At 55.1% G+C, this 17,134-nt stretch carries 14 protein-coding genes and 2 tRNA genes; 15 read left to right on the top strand and 1 reads right to left on the bottom strand.

The window, feature by feature from the left end; all coding sequences use genetic code 11:
• Positions 1 to 25 precede the first annotated feature (25 nt).
• From yabN to CHM34_RS16735, 6 genes are all read left to right on the top strand, one after another.
• The gene (gene yabN / locus CHM34_RS16765) at positions 26 to 1,495 is read left to right on the top strand and encodes a bifunctional methyltransferase/pyrophosphohydrolase YabN (RefSeq protein WP_094265763.1); all 1,470 of its coding nucleotides are present in this window, start codon (positions 26 to 28) and stop codon (positions 1,493 to 1,495) included.
• Positions 1,496 to 1,572: 77 nt separating this feature from the next.
• A complete protein-coding gene (locus CHM34_RS16760; RefSeq protein WP_094265762.1) occupies positions 1,573 to 1,845 on the top strand; it encodes an HU family DNA-binding protein in 273 nt (90 codons plus the stop codon).
• The gene (locus CHM34_RS16755; RefSeq protein ID WP_094265761.1) at positions 1,846 to 2,124 is read left to right on the top strand and encodes an RNA-binding S4 domain-containing protein; all 279 of its coding nucleotides are present in this window, start codon (positions 1,846 to 1,848) and stop codon (positions 2,122 to 2,124) included.
• Positions 2,125 to 2,441: 317 nt separating this feature from the next.
• A complete protein-coding gene (gene yabP, locus CHM34_RS16745) occupies positions 2,442 to 2,735 on the top strand; it encodes a sporulation protein YabP (RefSeq protein WP_094265759.1) in 294 nt (97 codons plus the stop codon).
• Positions 2,732 to 3,304 (top strand): spore cortex biosynthesis protein YabQ, encoded by a 573-nt coding sequence (yabQ, locus tag CHM34_RS16740; protein WP_094265758.1) that lies wholly within the window; start codon positions 2,732 to 2,734, stop codon positions 3,302 to 3,304. Before yabP ends, yabQ begins: the two co-directional genes overlap by 4 nt.
• A 49-nt stretch (positions 3,305 to 3,353) precedes the next feature.
• Positions 3,354 to 3,719, top strand: coding sequence for an FtsB family cell division protein (locus CHM34_RS16735; protein WP_169713795.1), 366 nt, complete (start codon positions 3,354 to 3,356; stop codon positions 3,717 to 3,719).
• A 134-nt stretch (positions 3,720 to 3,853) separates the two neighbouring features.
• Here the strand turns inward: CHM34_RS16735 and CHM34_RS16730 are convergent, their stop codons facing one another.
• Positions 3,854 to 5,200: a TrkH family potassium uptake protein gene (locus tag CHM34_RS16730; protein WP_094265799.1), complete on the bottom strand. Its 1,347-nt coding sequence runs from the start codon at positions 5,198 to 5,200 to the stop codon at positions 3,854 to 3,856.
• A gap of 409 nt (positions 5,201 to 5,609) precedes the next feature.
• Between CHM34_RS16730 and CHM34_RS16725 the strand changes: the two genes are divergently transcribed.
• The 9 genes from CHM34_RS16725 (at position 5,610) to CHM34_RS16685 (ending at position 16,823) form a co-directional block, all read left to right on the top strand.
• Complete coding sequence (locus CHM34_RS16725; protein ID WP_439116342.1) at positions 5,610 to 6,884, top strand: exo-beta-N-acetylmuramidase NamZ family protein; 1,275 nt, start codon at positions 5,610 to 5,612, stop codon at positions 6,882 to 6,884.
• A gap of 74 nt (positions 6,885 to 6,958) precedes the next feature.
• Positions 6,959 to 7,035, top strand: a tRNA-Met gene (locus CHM34_RS16720).
• 78 nt (positions 7,036 to 7,113) lie between these two features.
• A tRNA-Met gene (locus CHM34_RS16715) sits at positions 7,114 to 7,190 on the top strand.
• A 146-nt stretch (positions 7,191 to 7,336) separates the two neighbouring features.
• Positions 7,337 to 7,825 carry a ribonuclease FAU-1 family protein gene (locus CHM34_RS16710; RefSeq protein WP_169713794.1) on the top strand — a complete coding sequence of 163 codons (489 nt, stop codon included), beginning with the start codon at positions 7,337 to 7,339 and terminating at the stop codon, positions 7,823 to 7,825.
• A gap of 389 nt (positions 7,826 to 8,214) precedes the next feature.
• The gene (gene spoIIE, locus CHM34_RS16705; RefSeq protein WP_094265754.1) at positions 8,215 to 10,683 is read left to right on the top strand and encodes a stage II sporulation protein E; all 2,469 of its coding nucleotides are present in this window, start codon (positions 8,215 to 8,217) and stop codon (positions 10,681 to 10,683) included.
• Between the two features lie 282 nt (positions 10,684 to 10,965).
• Complete coding sequence (gene tilS / locus CHM34_RS16700; protein WP_169713793.1) at positions 10,966 to 12,429, top strand: tRNA lysidine(34) synthetase TilS; 1,464 nt, start codon at positions 10,966 to 10,968, stop codon at positions 12,427 to 12,429.
• Between the two features lie 53 nt (positions 12,430 to 12,482).
• Complete coding sequence (gene hpt, locus CHM34_RS16695; protein ID WP_094265752.1) at positions 12,483 to 13,034, top strand: hypoxanthine phosphoribosyltransferase; 552 nt, start codon at positions 12,483 to 12,485, stop codon at positions 13,032 to 13,034.
• Between the two features lie 56 nt (positions 13,035 to 13,090).
• Positions 13,091 to 15,076, top strand: coding sequence for an ATP-dependent zinc metalloprotease FtsH (ftsH, locus tag CHM34_RS16690; protein ID WP_094265751.1), 1,986 nt, complete (start codon positions 13,091 to 13,093; stop codon positions 15,074 to 15,076).
• Positions 15,077 to 15,122: 46 nt separating this feature from the next.
• Complete coding sequence (locus CHM34_RS16685) at positions 15,123 to 16,823, top strand: formate--tetrahydrofolate ligase (protein ID WP_439116341.1); 1,701 nt, start codon at positions 15,123 to 15,125, stop codon at positions 16,821 to 16,823.
• Positions 16,824 to 17,134 lie beyond the last annotated feature (311 nt).

Genomic DNA, 17,134 nt, shown 5'->3' with positions numbered 1-17,134 from the left:
CAAGCTTGTATCGAGGAGGGAGACCATGACGGCCACCATTACTGTCGTCGGGCTTGGTCCCGGCAGGGAGGAAAATTTGTCTCTGGGAACTTACCGTCTGTTGACGGGAGGGTCCCGAATTTGGATGCGAACGGAGAAACATCCGGTCGTCCAATGGTTGAAAAGGGAAGGAGTGGATTTTGAAACCTTTGACGCTTTTTATGAAAAACATACCGACTTTCCCGCCGTCTACCGGGAAATCACGGATACTCTACTGGCGGAAGCGGAACGGGGCGGGGATCTCATCTATGCGGTTCCCGGTCATCCTTCAGTGGCGGAAGAGACGGTCCGCCGGTTGCTTGTAGACGCCGGAGAACGGGGGATCGATGTTCAAATCCAGGGCGGGGGCAGTTTTCTCGATCCTTTGTTCGCCAGTCTGGGGGTCGACCCTATCGAAGGGTTTCTTCTCCTGGACGGAACCGGGTTGGACTCCGCACAGATCGACCCCCGGTACCATCTGGTCATCGCTCAGGTATACGATCGGATGGTGGCCTCCGAGGTGAAACTTTCCCTGATGGAGGTTTTTCCCGATGATTATCCGGTTACGGTGATGACGGCGGCGGGGGTGCCGGGGCAGGAGCGGACGGAATCCCTTCCCCTGTACGAATTGGATCGGGAGGAGCGGTTCACCGACTTAAGCTCGGTTTATGTTTCCCCGGCGAAAGAGGACCGTCTGTTGCGCCGCCGCTTTGAGACGCTGAAAGCGATTATCGCTCGCTTGCGGGCTCCCGACGGCTGTCCTTGGGACCGGAAGCAGACGCACAATACCCTGCGTCCCTATCTGCTGGAGGAGTCCTACGAATTCCTGGAGGCCGTGGCGGAGGGTGATCCTGAGGCGATGGCGGACGAGCTGGGGGATGTCCTCCTTCAAGTGTTGCTCCATTCCCAGATCGGAAAAGAGCAAGGGGAATTCGACATCTCCGATGTGATCGGTCATTTGTCGGATAAGTTGATCCGCCGCCATCCCCATGTTTTCGGTGAGGAGGTTATTAAAAACGCGGCTGAAGTCGCGCAAAAGTGGGAAGAAGTGAAGCAGCGGGAACGAAAGAGGGATTCCCGGGAAGCGGATTCTCTTTTGGATGGGGTTCCCTCGGAATTCCCGGCGCTTTTGCGTTCCCATAAACTCCAAAAAAAGGCGGCCAAAGCCGGCTTTGACTGGGAGAACCCCGATGGAGCCCGACGCAAATTGCAAGAGGAACTGGGGGAATTGTTTGCCGCCTCCCGAGAGGAACGGGAAGGGGAGATGGGGGATCTTCTCTTTTCGGCAGTCAACCTGGCCCGCCTGTTCGATGTGGATCCGGAACAGGCTCTACTCGCCGCTTGCCGCAAGTTTACGCGCCGATTCCGGGGAGTGGAGGAATCGGCCCGGAAAGCGGGCGGGCAAGTACAGGACTTCCCCCTGGAACAGCTGGACCGATGGTGGGAAGAGGCTAAGAGGGAGGAGGCCGAGGGATAAATTGTTTGTCCAAGAAGGATTTTGATCTTCCGCCCAGAAAAGTATCTCCACACAGGAATGAAGGAGGCGATCTGAACATGAATAAAAACGATCTGATTACCCGTGTTTCCAAGAATAGCGGGATGACCAAAAAAGATGTGGAAAAAGTGGTGAACGGTTTTTTGGATGAAGTGACCACGGCCTTGGGGTCCGGCGAAAAAGTCCAGTTGATCGGGTTTGGCACCTTTGAAACCCGCAGGCGTTCCAGCCGAAGCGGGCGCAACCCTCAGACCGGGGCTACCATCGAAATTCCGGCTTCCAACGTGCCTGCCTTTAAAGCGGGAAGCCGACTCAAAGAAGCGGTCAAATAAATGCGTCTGGATAAGTTTTTAAAAAGTTCCCGGCTGGTGAAGCGCCGAACGTTGGCCAAAGAAGTATGCGACCAGGGCCGGGTTCAGGTGAATGGCCGAACCGCCAAGGCAGGCACTGTGGTTTCGGTGGGTGACGAACTGACGGTCCGGTTTGGCCAGAACACCGTAACGGCGCGGGTGGAGTCCCTCAAAGAGACGACCCGGAAAGCCGATGCCGGCCAGATGTATACGCTGCTGAATGAAGGCGGCGGCGACCGAACCGACGATGTTCTTCCTTAGAAGCATTGTGAAAAAAAGTCTCCTGTTCGGGAGGATGGGGTTCCACACGGAGTGCCTTTGGCTCGTCAGAACAACGAAACGGAGTGTGGAACCCCACCCCGACCCACCAAGGATGTGCTAAAATCACAACGCCTCTAGGGCGTGTGGTGGTAGGCCGGCGCAGATCCTATGCGTTTTTTGCAAGAGATCGGAGACGGTCTACCAGCCCGATCACCCCTATCGAGGGACAGAGTTTCCCGAAGGGGCATCTGTACCGCTCCGGCGGTTCTAAATCTTGTCCTCCGTCATATCATGTACCGAAAGGGGGTACATGCACCATGGTGGAGGATGTGGTTCAGTCGGGCGGGAGCCACGAAGTGGTCATGGTTGGTCGCAACGCCCTGGACGTGACGGGTGTGATCGGTGTGGAGAGCTTTGACAGCGAAGAATTCCTGTTGCAGACGGAATGCGGTTTTCTGGGGATACGGGGGAATAACTTACACCTGAAAAGTCTGGATTTGGAGCAGGGGCGCGTGGCGATCGAGGGTGAGCTCTATGAGATGAGCTACCTGGATGACGGGGCGCCCCGCGGGGAGAAGTCGAAAAACTTTTTCGGCCGGTTGTTCCGTTGACCCTGCATACCCAGTGGGTAACGATGGGCTTGATGCTCGGTTCCGGATGGCTGATGGGCTTTCTCTTGGATACTTATCGGGTGTTTCGCCACCGCTTTCGCCTCAGGGGGTGGGTCGTTTCTTTTGTCGACCTCCTCTACTGGACAGTGGCGGCGGGGTTGGTGTTCGGCCTGTTGATGTGGAGTAACTGGGGAGAGCTCCGTTTCTACATCTTCGTTGCCGTTCTTCTGGGACTCCTCGCTTACTACGCGTGGTTCAGCCGGGGGATGATCCGGGGGATCCAATGGCTGCTTCAGGTGGTGGAGCAGATTCTCCAGCTCGTATGGCGCGTGTTTTATGTGGTATTATGGGTTCCTGTCGCCGGAATCGTTTCCCTGCTCCGTCAGCTGCTTCTTTTTTTCCTCCGTATCTTGCGGTCGTTACTCCGTTTTCCCCTCCGACTGCTGTCTCCTTTGGGCCGGCTTTTCCAACCGATTGTGCGGCGGGTAGCCGATTGGTTCCGACCTGTCACCCGTCCCTTGCGCCGCATGGTCGTCCGCATTCGCCGCTGGTTTCACAGCGATAAGTAACGTTTGGCTTCAGTCGTTGACAAAAGAAAGAGATCAAAGGATGATGGGAATGGTTGACAGAGGAGTACCCACCAATGTTGTGGAAATCCGTCCGTCCTCCCCCTCGTCTCAATCGGGTCAAGATTCATCACACCGCCCCTTGCCTCCGCATGTCAAACGCCGCCGCCGGATCTGGCTGATCATGATGATCGCTTTTTTTGTCTGGGGCGGCTCCGAGTTGTGGACCCAAGCCCAGAGGATCGAGGCCGAAGAAGCGGCGTTGAAGGAGCAAAAAGAAGAGGTAGCTTCCTTAAAGGCGAAGCAGGATTCGCTGAAAAAGGAAATCAATCGGTTGCACGACGAACAGTATCTGATGGATCTGGCCCGGAAGATGGGTTACCAGAAGCCGGGAGAAGAGGTATACCATACTCCTTAAAAAAGGCGGTGTCCGGCTGTGGAAGACAGCCCGGACATCGCCTTTTTCGGATACCAACCGAGCCTCCCCGGGAACCTGTGTAGCTTCGTACGGTCCTGTATTCATAAGGTTTATCAATGTTTGACAGGGACTTTTCATCCGATGATCACCTGTTCCCGCGGATACCGGAAATTTTCCGGAGGGCGATCCGGCCGAAGAAGGAAGAGAAGGGAAAGAATTCCGATCCGGCCGATAAACATCAATAAAATGATCATCAGTTTCCCCGGTGCGGTCAAATCGCCGGTGATACCCATGGATAGTCCCGTCGTCCCAAAAGCGGAAGAGACTTCGAAGATCAGTTCCATCAGGGTGTGGCGGGGGCCTTCCATAGTCAAGAGTAATAGCAGGGAGGTGGAAACGAGCAAGATGGCCGTGACAAACACCACGGAAGCCTTTTGGACGTCCTCTTGGATCAGCTCCCGCCGGAAGAGGCGAATGTGTTTCTGTCCCCGGGCGTAAGAAAACAGCGACAGCACGATTACAGCCAGTGTAGTGGTGCGGATTCCTCCTCCCACGCTGGAGGGACTGGCACCGACGAACATCAAAAAGGACAGGGCCAGTTGCGTCGGTGTGGTATACTCTCCGACATCCATGGTAGACAGTCCTGCGCTGCGGGTGGTGGCAGAGTTGAAGAAGGAATAAAAAAAAGATTGGTGCCAGCTCATATCCGCATAAAAATGTTGCCGTTCCAGAAGCCAGATCATAACAAGCCCCAGGAGCATCAGGGTGAAGAAAGTCGTAACCGTGATTTTCGTGAACAGAGAAAAGCGGAAGCGGGAGCGGTTTTGACTGCGGATCCATTCTCGGGCCTCGATCAGTACCGGAAATCCGATTGCTCCGGCGGTCATCAGGATCATATGAAGAATCTGGACAAAATAATCGTCGGCAAAGTCGGCCAAAGAATTGCCGAAGATGTCGAAGCCGGCGTTCGTGAAGGCGGACAACGAGGCAAAGGCTCCGTAGTAAAAGGCATCCCATCCGTAATCTTCTGTGATGTAGAAATAAGTACCCAACAGTAGAGCCCCTACCATTTCAATTAACAAGGTGAGGAGCAGAATATCCCGTGCCAGTCGTACCAGTCCGGCCAAGTCGGACCGGTTTTGATCGATCATGATCATTCGCCGCCGCTGGATCCCGATGCGTCTGCCGGTGGCCATCCAGAGGAAGGTGCCCAGACTCATAAACCCGATTCCGCCAAACTGAATCATGGCCATCAGCATCACTACTCCGAAGGGGCTGTAGGTTTCCGCGGTATTAACGGTAGTCAACCCGGTGACACTGATCGCACTGACCGCTGTGAACAGGGAATCCAGATAGCTGAGCTCCACGCCGGGCCGATGGGCGGCGGGAATCATGAGCAGGAAACTGGAGACCAGGCAGGCGATCAAATAGGTGAGTACAATCAATTGCACCGGGGTTATTTTCCATAGGTTGAACTTCATATTCACTCGACGGCTCCCTTGATAAAATCAACCTATATTGTAATACAGGTTCGGCGGAATAAAAATAGGAAGGAATCGGTTGTACCCTGACGAATGGAATGGGAAAGGAATCCTTTCTTATCATTGGCGGCTTTGGCTTGGTTTCCGGTCTCGGTGTTCGCCTGACACTCCCGATTCAGATGCCGGCGCTTAGAAGACTGGTGATTGATCACATCCTTGGTGAGTCGGGGTGGGGTTCCACACTCCGTTTCGTTCGAGCCAAAGGCACTCCGTGTGGAATCCCACCCTCCCGAACAGGGGATTTTTTTACCGGACTTCTAGTTTTTCCGGAGAGTAGCCAATCATCCCGAGCCGGATGTTTACTGTAGGGTCGCGGGAATCGTAAAACGCCGGGGAGGTTGTACAGATGCTGAAACGGGTGCTGGGTATGGGTTTAGTCTGTGTGTTGACCTTTAGTCTCATCGGATCAGGGAGTGTGGATGGTTCGGACAAAAAGGCGAAAAAGCCCAAGGTGCAAACGGGTTTGGAAGTGTTGCTGGAGCATCCGGAGCGATTGGATGGGAAAAAAGTGGGGTTGATTACGAATCCCACCGGGATGACTCGGGATTACCGTCACGGTTTGGACGCCATGCTGGATGCGGGAATCGATGTTACCGAAGTATACGGCCCGGAGCACGGCGTCCGGGGGACGGAGCAGGCTGGGGAAACTCCGGGTTCCTACGTGGATCCCCGCACCGGGCTTCCCTTTGTCAACCTGTACGGGAAAAAACCCGAGGAGATGGTTCCCCTCTTTGACGGGGTGGATGTTCTGGTCTTCGATATCCAGGATGTCGGAACCCGGTTTTATACCTATATCTATACCATGGCTTACGCGATGGAAGCGGCGGCGGAAGCGAACAAGCCCTTCATCGTGCTGGATCGACCCAATCCCCTCGGCGGGGAGAAAGTGGAGGGACCGGTGCTGAATCCCGATTATGTCTCCTTTGTCGGTCTGTATCCCATTCCCCAGCGGCACGGGATGACGGTCGGTGAGTTGGCAACCATGTTTAACGGGGAATTCCTGGCGGGGGACGGCGGGGAACAGGCGGATTTGCAGGTCATTCGCATGAAGGGATGGAAACGGCACGATTTATATGAAGAAACCGGGTTGCCCTGGGTCCTTCCTTCCCCCAACATGCCCACCCCGCAGACGGCCCGAGTCTATCCGGGAACCGGAATGATTGAGGGGACGAACCTGTCCGAAGGCAGAGGCACGACGAAGCCCTTTGAGCTGATCGGGGCTCCATACATCCGGGGTTGGGAATTGATGGAGGCCCTTAATGAAGCCGGACTTCCGGGTGTTTCCTTCCGGGAAGCCTATTTCAATCCCACTTTTTCCAAGTACGAGGGGGAGAATGTCGGAGGGGTTCAATTGCACATCGAGGATCCCGAGCGCTTTTCCCCCATTCTGACGGGAATCACCATCATTCAGGAAGTGAAGAGGCTGTATCCGGAGGACTTCGCCTGGCGGAAAGACGGAGATTCCTACTGGATCGACAAGTTAACCGGCTCGGACCGGATCCGCACTCAGATCGACGAGGGGATTCCGGCCCGGGAAATCACCGCGGGATGGCAAAAGGAGCTTAAGGATTTCCGCCAAGTGCGGAAAGAATATCTGCTTTACCAGGGAAAACGGTCAAAATAAAATCTCGCAAAAAAATCTCGATCGATTCCTTGACACAGCCGCAAATAGTTTTGTATAATTTATCTTGTGGCTGACGCGGGGTGGAGCAGTTCGGTAGCTCGTCGGGCTCATAACCCGAAGGTCACAGGTTCGAATCCTGTCCCCGCAACCAAAAACAAGTGAGGGTAAGGGTTCCTCATTGACGGGAACATCCCCCCGTTTTCTACGGACTCTTACCCTTTTAAATTGTGGCGGCGTAGCTCAACTGGTTAGAGCGTACGGTTCATACCCGTGAGGTTGGGGGTTCGAGACCCTCCGCCGCTACCAGAGTGAAGGCGAGGTTAAGACCCTTATCGACAAGGGAATTCCATTCGCCTTTTTTCTTTTTCGGGGTGGGGAATCGGGCGGACTTGAGCGACCGGGTTTGGGGAATCCTAACCTGGGATCAGGGAATGGGGCGTGGGAGTGGTTTTGTGGACGTGACCATAAAGAAAATCAAATTTACGACGATCAATAAGACGTACACGGAAAAGGTACGGGACTGGCACGGACGTCATTGTTTCGCCACTCAGTATCCCAACCCGGACGGCAAGCGCATTTTCCTGACCTATTATTTCGTCAAGAAAGGATATACAATCTCCAAGGTTTTTCACCGGAACGGAGATTTTTTATACTACTACTGCGACGTGATGGAAATGCGCCAAGTCGGCCGCCTGCGCTATGTAATGGTGGACTTGCTGTTGGATCTGATCGTCTATCCCGACGGTCGCTATCACCTGATCGACGTGGATGAGTTTGCCGCGGCGATTGAAAAAGGACAGTTGAAAAAAAAGCAGCAGGTTTACACCCTGCGCACCTTGGATAAGATGATCCGTCTGGTAATGAACCGTTCTTTCATTCCCAAGTATCTGCAGGAAGCGACGATGTTCCCCCTGACGGATTCCTCCCGACGCAAACCGTGATTCCCGGTCGGGGCATCCAGTCGAAGGTGCGGAGGCCGGTTCTTCACTGCCTGATGTCTTAACTACCGCCGTCGTTCGGCGGTCTTTTTTTGTCTCTCCAAGAGAGGGTTTCGTGTATTCTTTTCAAAAGTTTTGTCGAAGGGAGATCCGATTCATGGCCAGTCGACAAAGAGGGACATGGTTTTGCCGGTGGGAAAAGGTGGTAATTGGCGAACGTTTGTTTGTATTTTCTGGCGAAAAAAATTTTTTATACATACTATAGGCCGAAAGGTCATTTTTCCGCGGTAAATTGTCGGAAAGTTTTTCTCGATCACCAGCAATTGTGACAAACTTATCGGCACCTCCCCGTTATAATGAACCCCACATGATGGACAAGGGGTGGTTGCAAGATGAACATGCGGATGTCTCAGTTGGGTTCAGCGCTTTATCGGCCTTTTGGAAAGCTCCTTCCCGATCGTTCCGAACAACGACGCTGGTTGAACCGGATGGTGAACTACTGGAATCTGCCCGTGTTGGTCATGGGCTTTCTCCTGGGACGGGCGATGATTTTGGATACTCTCGCCCCCTTTGCCGTGGCGTATATGGGGGTGGTTCTCCATTTGTACCGCAGGCAGTGGCCGGCGACGATGCTCGCACTGGTGCTGGGTGCGGCTACTTTGGGGCTAAACCATGCCGCATGGGTGAGCGGATCGCTCATTCTTCTGTTACTGGTTCAAAAAAGTTTTTTCTGGATAGGAAAGGGACAGCTCAATTTTGTCCCTTTCGTGGTGGCGGTCACCAGCGCAGGGGTCCGCCTGATCCGGCTATATCTGGAAGGTTGGTCGGCCTATTCGGGAGTGATGGCCGGTGTAGAGGTTCTCCTTTCTTTCATCTTAACCTTGATCTTCGTCCAGTCCCTTCCCCTGTTTACGGTGCGCCGAAAGCAGTTTTCACTCCGCCATGAGGAGATCATCTGTCTGGTGATCTTGGCCGGATCTGTGGTGACCGGGACCCTGGGATGGACCGTGGCCGATTTGTCGGTGGTTCATATTGTTTCCCGCTACCTGATCATGGTGCTGGCGTTGGCGGGAGGCGGGATGCTGGGGGCCTCTGTCGGAGTCGTCACAGGAATGATCCTCAGCTTGTCCGATCCGAAGGCGGTTCTGCAGATCAGTCTGCTCGCCTTTGCCGGACTCCTGGCGGGGCTGTTTCGGGAAGGGAAGCGCTGGGGAGTAGCCATCGGGTTTGTATTGGGAACCTGTATCCTTTCCTTGTATGGCGGAGGTACGATGGAGGTATGGACATCGCTTCGGGAGTCCATCTTAGCGATGCTCCTCTTCCTGCTGACGCCGGCTTCCCTGATCAAAACAGTGGGGCGATTTATTCCGGGGGCGGCGGAGAATGATTCGGCCCAACAGGAATACGTCCGTCGACTCCGGGATGCCACTGCGGCCAAAGTGGATCAGTTTACCGAACTGTTCGCCGAACTGGCAAAGAGTTTTCGGGAAGACTCCACTCGGAATCAACAAAGCGATGAAAGCCATATGAGTCATTTTATCGGGGGAGTCATGGAGAAGACCTGCAAAACTTGTCCGCTGTACAGGCAGTGCTGGGAGAAGAATTTTGTCTCCACTTACAGTGGAATGACTGACCTGATGGCGTTGGTGGAGATGAAGGGGACACAGGGGCCGTTGAAAGTACCCAAGGATTGGTCGGATCACTGTATTCGAGCGGAGAAAGTACTCTCGCTGATCCGGGAAGGGTATGATTCTTATGAACAAGACCTCGTCTGGAGGGAACGGCTTAAGGAGTCGCGGCGACTAGTATCGGAGCAGCTGGATGGGGTTTCCGAAGTCATGGACGACTTGGCCAGGGAGATCCGCAACGAAACCCAAGTGATGGCGGCCCAAGAGGGGCAGATCCATCAGGCCTTGGAGGATCTGGGGCTGTCTATTCAGCGGGTGGAAGTGATGAACCTGGAAGAGGGCAAAGTGGAGATTGAGGTGACCATGCCCCACAGCGATGCGATGGATGAGTGCAATAAGCTGGTGGCACCGCTGTTGACGGAGATCGTAGGGGAACCGATCGCCGTTCATCGCAAAATGGTTCAGGGGAGAGCCTCTGGAGCAGTGGTTACCCTGGGGTCGGCCCAGCGGTTTGAGATTAAAACGGGGGTCGCCGGTGCCGCCAAGGGGGGACAATGGCTGTCGGGTGACAGTTATTGCTATATGAATCTGGGGACCGGAAAATACGCCATTGCTGTCAGCGATGGAATGGGAAACGGAACCCGGGCCCAAGAGGAGTCCAATGCAGCATTGTCCCTCTTGCGGCGGCTTTTGATCGCCGGCATGAATGAGGAGAAGGCGGTGCAGACGATTAATTCCATTCTCAGTCTGCGGTCGACAGACGAAATGTTCGCCACGATCGATCTGGCGATGGTGGATCTGAATTCCGCCCATTCCCGCTTTCTTAAAATCGGATCCACCCCGGGATTTGTCAAGCGGGGAAGACGGGTGGAGATGGTATCCGCCGGCAATCCGCCTCTGGGCATTTTAAGGGATATCGATGTGGAAACCGTGGACTTGCAGTTGCAACCCGGTGATCTGTTGGTGATGGTAACCGACGGAATCTATGACGCACCGCGCCACGCCTCCAACAAAGAGGCCTGCATGAAACGGCTCATCTCCGAGATCGATACCCGGGATCCCCAAGGGTTCGCCGATTGCCTGCTGGAAAAGGTGATTCGGCATCACGACGGAGAGATTAGCGATGACATGACGGTCGTAGTGGCTAAAGTGGAACGGCATGTTCCGGAATGGGCCACGATTCGCGTACCGGGGATGGCCCGGGTGTCCCGGGAGCGTGTGGCGGGTTTGTGACAAATTCGAACTTCCGGAGACTGCCGTGTGCTAACGCTCGGACGAGCATCCGAAAGCGGTGCGGTCGTTGATGCCTTTGAAGGAAAATTGATTTTAAAAAAGAAACAGGCTAAAATACCCATTGAATGCATGTCGTTTTATATAAATGAAATGAACGTGAAATGCTTTGAAAAAAGGGCGAGCGGGGTATATTACCCGGGGAGGGGTCCCCCGGGTTTTATGCTGTGGGGATTGCCTCCCATCCGGAGATCCACCCCGTTACCCGTTGACAGGGGGCCCGATATGCTGGATCGAGTGCGTCATTCGATAGAAAAATACTCTCTGCTTCCCCGGGGTGTGACGGTTTTGACCGGGGTGTCCGGAGGGCCGGATTCCATGGCTCTCCTTCACGCGTTGTGGAAGTTGGCCCCGGAGCAGGATTGGCGGGTGGTCGCCATCCATGTCAATCACCTTCTCCGGGGAAAAGAGAGCGAGGAGGATGAGCGCTATGTCCGGTCACGGTGCCGGGAATGGGGGATCCCTTGTCAGGTGGAACGGGTGGATGTAACGGCCCGGGTGCGGGAGAAGGGCGGGAACCGGCAGGCGGTGGCCCGTGATCTCCGCTATGAAGCATTCCGCCGGGCGGTCATGAGCTATCGAGCGAAGCATCTGGCATTGGCCCACCAGGCCGACGACCAAGTGGAAACGATACTGATGCGCTTGATCCGGGGAGCGGCTCCCATGTCGATGGCGGGGATCCCCCGGAGCCGAAGCTGGAGAGGGATTCGGATCGTTCGCCCTCTCCTCGATGTCTTTCGGGAGGAGGTGGAGTCCTACTGTGACGAACACCGCCTCTCCCCCCGCTTGGACCAGAGCAATCGGAGCCGGCGATATACCCGCAATCGTGTCCGCCTGGATCTGATCCCCCAATTGCTGCAGTACAATCCCCGCGCCAAGGAGGCTTTGCTTCAGTTTACCCGGATCGCCGAAGACGAAGAGTCATTCTGGAAAGAGGTGGTTGGGGAAACGGCCGTTAAGGTGATTCTTTCCCGGAGTGAAGAGGAGATTGTACTGGATGCGGAAGCTTTGACCGCTCTGGATATTGCTTTACAAAGAAGGTTGATTAAACTAATATTAAATTGTCTTGTGGAAAATGAAACAACCGAAGCGAATCTCCATGCAGTCGAACAGGTTCGGCGATTGGCCGGGCAGTCGGACCCCTCCGCCCGGGTGAATCTTCCGGGAGGGGCGGGTGCTGAGCGGGAATACCGGTTGCTCAGGGTGTTTCGCACTTTTCCCGATCCCCCGGATCCTGTCCGTATTTCTCCCGGCTCTTATCCTCTCGCCGTCCCGGGGGAAACCGGAGATTTTCCCTTTTCGGGCTGCTTCCGCGCCCGAATCGAATCCCGTCCCATTCCGCCAGAGGAGTTCAACGGGCGGTATGCCGTTTTTGACGCCGACGTTTTGCGATTTCCGTTGCACATTCGATCTCGTCAGCCCGGTGACCGCTTACAGCCGAAGGGATTGGGCGGAACCAAAAAAGTAAAAGATATTCTCATCGACGCGAAGGTTCCCCGGCGGCTGAGGGAGGAGTTGCCTTTGGTGCTCTCCGGAGAGGAGATTGTTTGGATTCCCGGGGTTGTCCGGTCGGAAGCGGCATTAGTGACGAAGGACACCCGGCGTTTTTTGTATTTGGAGTGGAAAGCGGATTCCCCGAAGGAATCGGTTTTTCCGATTCCTCCTCCCTCTCAGAGCGGAGAACCGTGAGTGCCGCTTCATCGGATCGACGATACATAATACCCGTGTTCAGGAGGTACCCCATGCACGAAGACATCCAAGAGGTTCTGATATCCGAAACGGAAATCCAAACGAAAGTGAAGGAGTTGGGTACCCGCCTTACACAGGATTATCGGGATCTCAACCCGCTGTGCATCTGTGTTTTGAAAGGGGCCGCTCCCTTCATGGCCGACTTGGTCCGCCGGATCGATATTCCGCTGGAGATGGACTTCATGGCGGTGTCCAGTTACGGCGCCTCCACCCGTTCCTCGGGTGTGGTACGGATTATAAAGGATTTGGATGCCTCGGTGGAGGGACGCCATGTACTGGTGGTGGAGGACATCATCGACTCCGGGCTTACGCTGAATTACCTGTTGGAGCTGTTGCGGCAACGGAATGCCGCATCGACCAAAGTGGTTACACTGTTGGATAAGCCCAATCGGCGAACGACCGGCTTGAAGCCCGATTACAGCGGTTTTACTGTTCCGGATGCTTTTGTCGTCGGTTATGGTTTGGATTATGCGGAGAAGTACCGAAACCTTCCCTATATCGGAGTTTTGAAGAAAGAAGTGTACGCGGATCCGAATCAGTTGTGACCCCTTACGGCCTGTGGTAAAATGATGAAAGTGGTATTTTTGAGAGGAGGTCAAGGATGAAAAGCATTTTCCGGAATTCCGGATTGTATATAATTCTCATCCTTGTCACCGTCGGGATTGTAAATGTTTTATACAACCAAGGGACGGAGACGGAGCAGATAAACTATACCCAATACCAGCAACAGCTGGCGAAGGGGAATATCGAATCGGTGACGGTACGCCCCGAGGGAAATACGTATTACATCGAAGGGACATATAAAGGAAAAGAAGACAAGACCTTCGTCACCCACGGTCCTTACGCGGAGGGCAGCACTGTCGTGCAGGATTTGCAGAAGGCGGGTGTGAAGACGACGTTTGAGAAAGCCAAAGGGGATTCGCTCTGGCTTACCTTTTTGACGTCGATCATACCCCTGGTGCTGATCGTGTTCCTCTTCTTCATCTTGCTCAATCAAGCACAAGGCGGCGGCAGCCGTGTCATGAACTTCGGCAAGAACAAAGCCAAGATGTACAACGAAGAGAAGAAAAAGGTCACCTTTGACGAGGTGGCCGGGGCGGATGAAGAGAAGGCGGAACTGGTGGAAGTGGTGGACTTCCTCAAGGATCCCCGCAAGTTCTCCGCGGTCGGTGCCCGGATCCCGAAGGGGGTCCTGCTCGTCGGACCTCCGGGAACGGGTAAAACCCTCCTGGGTCGAGCGGTTGCCGGGGAAGCAGGCGTTCCTTTCTTCAGTATCAGCGGTTCTGACTTCGTGGAGATGTTTGTCGGGGTCGGCGCTTCCCGGGTGCGTGATTTGTTTGAACAGGCGAAGAAAAACGCTCCCTGCATTATTTTCATCGATGAGATCGACGCCGTGGGACGGCAGCGGGGTGCCGGTCTGGGCGGCGGCCATGACGAAAGAGAGCAGACGCTTAACCAGCTCCTGGTGGAGATGGACGGCTTTGGGGCCAATGAGGGGATTATTATCATGGCGGCGACCAACCGCCCCGACATTCTCGACCCGGCGCTGTTGCGTCCCGGCCGTTTCGACCGGCAGATCACCGTCAATCGCCCCGACGTAAAGGGGCGGGAAGCGGTGCTGAAGGTTCATTCCCGCAACAAGCCTCTGTCTGACGATGTCAAGATGAGAGTCATCGCCCAGCGAACCACTGGGTTCACCGGGGCCGATCTTGAAAATCTCCTGAATGAAGCGGCCCTGTTGGCGGCCCGGCGGAACAAAAAGCGGATTTCCATGGCGGAGGTCGAAGAAGCGATTGATCGCGTCATCGCCGGACCGGAGAAGAAAAGCCGTGTCATCAGCGAGAAAGAAAAGAAAACGATCGCCTACCACGAGGGTGGACACACGATTGTTGGTTACTATCTGAAACACGCCGACAAAGTGCATAAAGTGACGGTCGTCCCCCGGGGGCAGGCCGGCGGCTATGTCGTCATGCTGCCCCAGGAAGATCGCTTCCTGATGACCAAAAACGAACTCATCGATCGGATCACCGGCCTCCTCGGCGGCCGGGCGGCGGAGGAAGTCGTTTTCGGAGAGATCAGCACCGGTGCTCACAACGACTTTGAAAAGGCGACGGAAATCGTGCGTCGCATGATCACCGAATTCGGCATGAGCAAGAAGCTCGCCCCGATGCAGTTCGGACGCAGCCAAGGTCAGGTCTTCCTCGGCCGGGATCTGGGTCACGAGCAGAACTACTCCGATGCCATCGCCTATGAGATCGATCAGGAGATGCAGGAAATCATCAATGCCTGCTACGATAAGGCGAAACAGTTGCTGACGGAGAAGCGGGAACACCTGGAACTGGTGGCCCAGACATTGCTCACCAAGGAAACACTGGACGCTGATGAGATCAAACAGCTGTTGGAAAAGGGTAAGTTGGATGACCCTGCCGAGAACCGGGTTTCCGTCAATATCCAGGGCAAAGAGGAAGAACGGAAAGAAGATCCTCCCCAGGACCCGGATACAAATGTCGACGAGAAAACCGAGAAGGAAGAACGCGATCTTCCCGACGATGATTCTGCCGACAAGAAAGATGATGAATCCCGCTGATACAGCGGATAAAAGGGATGCCGATCGCGGCATCCCTTTTTTTGAGATGGGAGGGATTCACTTGACCGCGAAGACGATTCCCAGCGATATTGAAATTGCACAGAAGGCCCGGAAAAAGCCGATCACGGAGATCGCCGGCCAACTGGGACTGAAGGAAGAGGATTTGGAGCTGTACGGCCGCTATAAAGCGAAAATCAATCTGAACAGCTGGGACTGCTTGAAAAAGCGCCCGGATGGGAAATTGGTCCTGGTGACGGCGATCAATCCGACCCCGGCGGGAGAGGGAAAGTCCACGGTGACGGTCGGGTTGGGTCAGGCCCTGAATCGGTTGGGTCAAAAAGCTTCTGTCGCCCTGCGAGAGCCCTCTCTGGGGCCCAATATGGGGATCAAAGGGGGCGCTGCCGGAGGCGGTTACTCCCAAGTGGTCCCGATGGAGGATATCAATCTTCATTTCACCGGTGATTTTCATGCCATCACCTCGGCTCACAATGCCATTGCCGCCCTGATCGACAATCACATCCACCGGGAAAACGAGTTGAATATCGATCCCCGCCGGATCGTCTGGAAACGGGTGATCGACCTGAACGACCGGGCTCTGCGGCATATCACGGTCGGTTTAGGTGGTCTCGCTCACGGGATGCCCCGGGAGGACGGCTTCGACATCACGGTCGCTTCGGAATTGATGGCGATTCTCTGTCTGGCCAAGGATCTGGACGACCTGAAGGAGCGGATCGGGCGTATCGTCGTCGCTTACCGGTTTGACCGTTCGCCGGTCACCGTCGCCGATCTCAGGGCTCAGGGAGCGGCCGCACTTCTTCTGAAGGATGCGATTCAGCCCAACCTGGTTCAGACCCTGGAGAATACCCCGGCTTTGATTCACGGCGGCCCCTTCGCCAATATCGCCCACGGGTGCAATACTCTGACCGCGACCCGCTTGGCCCTGAAACTGTCTGATTACACCGTAACCGAGGCGGGTTTCGGAGCCGACTTGGGGGCGGAGAAATTTATCCACATCAAAAGCCGCGTTGGAGAATTGAAACCGGATATGGCGGTGATCGTGGCTACCGTCCGCGCGTTGAAAATGCACGGAGGCGTCCCCAAAGATGAGCTGAAACAGCCTAACACGACAGCCCTCCGTCAGGGAATCGCCAACCTGGAGCACCACCTGGAAACGATGAAGAAATTCGGGTTGCCCCATGTGGTCGCTGTCAACCGTTTCCCTACGGATACGGAAGAAGAGTTGGAGCTTTTGCAGTCCTGGTGCGAAGAGAAAGGCGTCCCCTGCGCTCTGACGGAAGTCTGGGGAGAAGGGGGCGCCGGAGGCGAGGACCTGGCGGAGGAAGTCGTCCGCTTGGCGGAATCAAAAACCCCTGAGCACCGTTTTCTCTATGAACGGGACCAACCGATCCGGGCCAAGATAGCGGCGATTGCGGAAAAGGTGTATGGCGCCGACCGGGTGGCCTACTCCGCCAAGGCGGAAAAACAGATCGCCGAATGCGAGGCCAACGGCTGGGATGAACTGCCGATCTGCATAGCCAAAACCCAGTACTCCCTCTCCGACGACCCCGCCCTGTTGGGCCGTCCCGAGGGATTTACCCTCCATGTCCGGGAGATCCACCCCTCCATCGGCGCCGGCTTCCTGGTCGCCCTCACCGGCGATGTCATGACCATGCCCGGCCTGCCCCGCCACCCCGCCGCTCTCGATATGGACGTCGACGCCGAGGGACAGGTGTACGGGCTGTTTTAGCGATGGGATAGGGTCACCCCTGGCCACCACTCCAAAGACGGCGGATTGCTGTATGCAGTCCGCCGTCTTTTTTATGGGTCTAATTCGCGGAAGGAAAATGATGATGATCGGAGTACGGATGTCATCGTTTTTTGGCGGATAAATGGACCATTAGTACTAATTTTTATCCTCTTTTACTGTTTTCCGTATTCAAGGCAACAGTATGTCCTCTACGGGGTAATCACCCATTAGAAGCGTTTTTGATTTCGTGGTGAGGACCCTTTTTTCTCATGGATCCGGGGAGACCCGGGGAATGATCCACCACAGGCGGA

The sequence above is a fragment of the Paludifilum halophilum genome (assembly GCF_002245355.1).
Lineage (GTDB): Bacteria > Bacillota > Bacilli > Thermoactinomycetales > DSM-45169 > Paludifilum > Paludifilum halophilum.
Note: the sequence above shows the minus strand (reverse complement) of the source record. Positions and strands in the feature narration are given on the sequence as shown.